The sequence below is a fragment of the Streptomyces sp. NPDC047014 genome (genome assembly GCF_040644195.1).
Taxonomy (GTDB): domain Bacteria; phylum Actinomycetota; class Actinomycetes; order Streptomycetales; family Streptomycetaceae; genus Streptomyces.
This window is the reverse complement of the sequence record NZ_JBEYVX010000172.1, coordinates 1-3,876: the sequence shown is the minus strand read 5'-3', so window position 1 is coordinate 3,876 and position 3,876 is coordinate 1. Positions and strand designations below refer to the sequence as shown.

Sequence of the window (3,876 nt, the reverse complement as noted above, 5' to 3'; positions counted from 1 at the left end):
GACGGCAAGGTGCTGATCGTGCTGTCGGAGGGGCGTCTGCTGAACCTGGGCAACGCCACCGGCCACCCCTCGTTCGTGATGTCGAACTCCTTCGCCGACCAGACGCTGGCGCAGATCGAGCTGTTCACCAAGCCCGAGGAGTACCCGACCGACGTCTACGTGCTGCCCAAGCACCTCGACGAGAAGGTCGCCCGCCTCCACCTCGACGCCCTCGGCGTCCGGCTCACCACCCTGCGCCCGGAGCAGGCCGCCTACATCGGCGTCAAGGTCGAGGGCCCGTACAAGCCGGACCACTACCGCTACTGACCACCCCCCGAGCACCCCTCGGGCACCCCCCGGTCACCCGCGGACCGAACGGATTTCGCCACCGGCTCTCAAGCCCCGCTCGAGAGCCGGTGGAAAGCCCATGACCGGGCATCCCGGCCAATGCCACGATCGGATGCCCGAGCCGAGGGCGAGCACCAACTCCCACCACCGCAGACGAGGATGACCCATGAACACCAACCCGGCCGGCAGTCCCCAGCACCACACCGCCGGCGGCCCCGGCCCCTACGCACCCCCCGGCCAGCACGCCCAGCCCGGCCCCTACGCCGGCCCGCACACCCCGTACGCGCCCCAGCCCGCGGCCACCGCCGAACGCGGCAAGGCCGCCACCGCCCTGCTGCTGGTCTCCACGGTCTTCATGGGCCTCATGGCCGGCCTCTTCTTCGCCTTCGACGTCTCCGTCATGCCCGGCCTGGCCGCCGGCGACGAACGCACCTACGTCACCGCGATGCAGAACTTCAACGCCGCCATCGACGGAAACGGCCTCTTCGGCATGGTGTTCGTCATCACCCTGCTCACCTCCGCCGCCTCCGCCGTCATCGAGTTCCGCAAGGGCCGCCGCAACGTCGCCGTCTGGGTCGCCGTCGCCACCGTCGCCTACTTCGTCGTCCTGATGATCACCTTCTCGGTGAACATCCCCCTCAACAACGAACTCGCCGACGCCGGCGACGCCGCGAAGCTCGCGGACTTCGCCATCGTCGACAAGTTCAAGGGCACCTGGGTCGCCACCAACATCGTCCGCACCCTGCTGTGCACCCTGGGCCTGGCGGCACTCGCCCGCGCCCTGGTCCTCTACGGACGCGCCACCCGCTGAACCGGCCCCACCCCCTGTACACGGAAGTCCCCCGGCCGCCCGGTCCGGGGGACTTCCTGCTCCGGGGGGTCAGCCCAGCCGGCCGCTCAGGTACAGCGCCCAGGCCAGGAAGCCGACCGCGGCCGTGCACAGCAGCGTCCGCCACACGTTCGCCCGGCTCCAGGGCCCCTCGAACGCCCGCCGGACGGCCGCCGGGTCGCTGATCCGGGCCACCGGACCGGCCTTCTCCAGCGCGTTGTTCAGCGGGATGTTCACCTTGTTCGTCAGCCCCATCGACAGGATGTAGCAGACCAGCGCCGCGATCAGCGCCGGCAGCACCTCCCGCCCGTCGGAGGGGATGTGCAGCACCAGCGCCAGCGCGGTGAACAGGAACGCCCCGATGTAGCCCAGCACGAACCAGCCATTGAGGATGGCCTTGTTGATGTGCTGCATGACCTCGATGACCGTACGGTCGTCCGAACGCTTCAGACCCGGCATCACCGACACCGAGAACCCGTAGAACAAGCCGCTCACCAGCCCCATCGTGACCGTGGCGGCGATGAGCGAGGCCAGGCGTGCGGTCTCCATCGTGTGTCCCCCTGCTCGCCCGTCCGCGGAGCCTGATCGGTCATCGATTCTTCGGGAACGGGTCATCGAATCGTCAAGTCATGGCGACTATACGGGCGCGAGCACCCCGCGGCGCAGGGTGATCGAGTCACCCTCAAGCGCCTCTTGAGCGGTCCTCGCCCCCACCCGCCCCCGCCCGCGCCCGGCCCGCCGTTCGAACAGCCGGGGTGACTCCCGCGGCGCGTCCCCGACCGCCGGGTACGGGATCCGCCGCGCCCGCCCCGCCGAGTCCGGCGCGGTCGCCGCCCTCCTGGCCCGCGCCTTCGCCGACGACCCGGTGACGGCCCGGATGACCCCCGGCCCCGACCGGCCGGTGCCGGCCTAGCCGCGCGCGGCCGCCGCGCCGGCCGTGAGGTGCTCGCGGATCAGCGCGTAGGAGGCGAGGCGGTCCTGGAGGTCGTGCACGGGCGTGGTCAGCATCAGCTCCTCCGCCCCCGTCCCGGCGGCCAGTTCCGCGAGCCGGGCCACGACCTGCGCGGGCGTCCCGACGGCCTGCTGCGCCCGGAACCAGGCCAGCGCCTGCACCTCGTGCGGGGTGAAGACGTGCGCGGCCGCCTGCGCGGGCGTGGGGAACGGGGCCTGGCTGACCCCCTTGAGCAGTCCGGCCTTGACCACGTTCATCGGCCCGGCCCGCCACACGGCCTCCTGCTCGGTCGGCGCGCACACCGTCTCCACGCACAGCAGCACCCGGGGCCGCTCGCACCACCGCGAGGGCACGAAGTCCGACCGGTAGCGGTCGACGGCCTCGGCGGTGTTCTCCGGCCGGATGTGGTGCGCGACCGCGACCGGCAGCCCCAGCTCCGCCGCCAGGGCGGCCCCGGCCGTACTGGAGGCCAGCAGCCACGGCTCCGGCAGCGGACCCAGCGCCACCTCCTCCACCAGGAACTCCAGCACCGCCGCCACGTCCGCCCGGTACTCGGCGTCCGTCGCCGGATCCGCCCCGCGGCGCAGCGCCCGCGCGATGCCCTCGTCGAAGGTGCCCGGCCCGCGGCCCATCCCCAGGTCGACGCGGTCCTCGTGCAGCGCGGCCAGCGTCCCGTACTGCTCGGCCACCGTCAGCGGCGCGTGGTTGGGCGCCAGCACGCCCCCCGACCCCAGACGCAGCACCGAGGTCGACGCGGCGGCGTGCGCGATCAGCACCACCGGCGGGAACGCGCCGATGGCGGGGGAGTGGTGGTGCTCGGCGTACCACAGCCGCCGGTAGCCCTGCCGCTCCACTCCCTGGGCGAAGGCCGCGGTGTCCCGCAGGGTGTCCACGGCCCGCGAGCCCGCCTGGACCATGGCGACTTCCAGCGCGGAAAGAGGTATCTCCAGCATCGGGCCAGCATAGGTATCCCCGTACCGGCCGCCCCGCCCCATGATCGCTTTCCCGCCACCCCGCCCCCGCCGTGAGGGCCCCGGCACGGAACCCAGCCTCCCGGGCCCCGTTCCCTTCGAACCCTTGGGTGGAAATGTCCCTAAACCTGCCGCCTACGGGTACACGCCCGGCCACACCGGGTGAGTTCCGGGGCCCCTGGCGGTGAGGCGCCCCACAGGACGCAGGTCACATACGAAGCCGCATAGGAGCCCCCGGCACGCCCGCAGCGGCCTGTTCCGCCCGCTCCGGGCGGGGGCCGGCCGGCCCCGAACCACCGGGTCGGCTAGTAGGAGGGGTCTTTGCCAGGCCGCCGGGGCGTCGGTAGAACTGGATGAGTCGCCGGGCGGCACGGGTGCTTCACCCGCCGCCGACGAACCCCTCTCCACCGTGTGAGTGGCTCACGCATGCCTCCGGCATGCCGCGACCGCCCTTGTCCCCTGTGGAAGGTATCTCCGTGTCCCACGCTGTCATCCGCCGTATCGCCGCTTCCAAGAAGACCCTCGCGGGTGCCGTCGTCGCCCTGGGTGTCGCCGGCTCCATGGTCGCCACGGTTCCCGCCCAGGCGGCCCCGACGAGCGCCAAGGCGATCGCCCAGCAGATGATCAAGGACCCGGCGCAGTTCGCGGCGTTCAACAACATCGTTTCCCGTGAGAGCGGCTGGAACCACACCGCCACCAACTCCTCCTCCGGCGCGTACGGCCTGGTCCAGGCCCTGCCCGCCTCGAAGATGGCCTCCGCGGGCGCCGACTGGAAGACCAACCCGGCCACCCAGATC

Annotated in this window: 5 protein-coding genes; 3 read left to right on the top strand and 2 right to left on the bottom strand. The window is 72.3% G+C overall.

Features of this window, described 5'->3' with window-relative positions; translation table 11 throughout:
• Both ABZ873_RS33955 and ABZ873_RS33950 read left to right on the top strand, forming a co-directional pair.
• Positions 1–306: adenosylhomocysteinase (locus ABZ873_RS33955; RefSeq protein ID WP_360880678.1), on the top strand; the 306-nt coding region annotated here is incomplete at its 5' end.
• A gap of 187 nt (positions 307–493) precedes the next feature.
• Positions 494–1,138 (top strand): DUF1772 domain-containing protein, encoded by a 645-nt coding sequence (locus tag ABZ873_RS33950; RefSeq protein WP_360880675.1) that lies wholly within the window; start codon positions 494–496, stop codon positions 1,136–1,138.
• A 69-nt stretch (positions 1,139–1,207) separates the two neighbouring features.
• Here ABZ873_RS33950 and ABZ873_RS33945 read toward each other — a convergent pair whose 3' ends face one another.
• Positions 1,208–1,705, bottom strand: a complete 498-nt coding sequence (locus ABZ873_RS33945; protein ID WP_360880672.1) for a DUF1772 domain-containing protein — start codon at positions 1,703–1,705, stop codon at positions 1,208–1,210.
• Between the two features lie 360 nt (positions 1,706–2,065).
• Positions 2,066–3,061: an MsnO8 family LLM class oxidoreductase gene (locus tag ABZ873_RS33940; RefSeq protein ID WP_360880669.1), complete on the bottom strand. Its 996-nt coding sequence runs from the start codon at positions 3,059–3,061 to the stop codon at positions 2,066–2,068.
• Between the two features lie 455 nt (positions 3,062–3,516).
• Here ABZ873_RS33940 and ABZ873_RS33935 point away from each other — a divergent pair.
• The coding region (locus ABZ873_RS33935) for a lytic transglycosylase domain-containing protein (RefSeq protein WP_360880666.1) at positions 3,517–3,876 on the top strand (360 nt) is incomplete at its 3' end.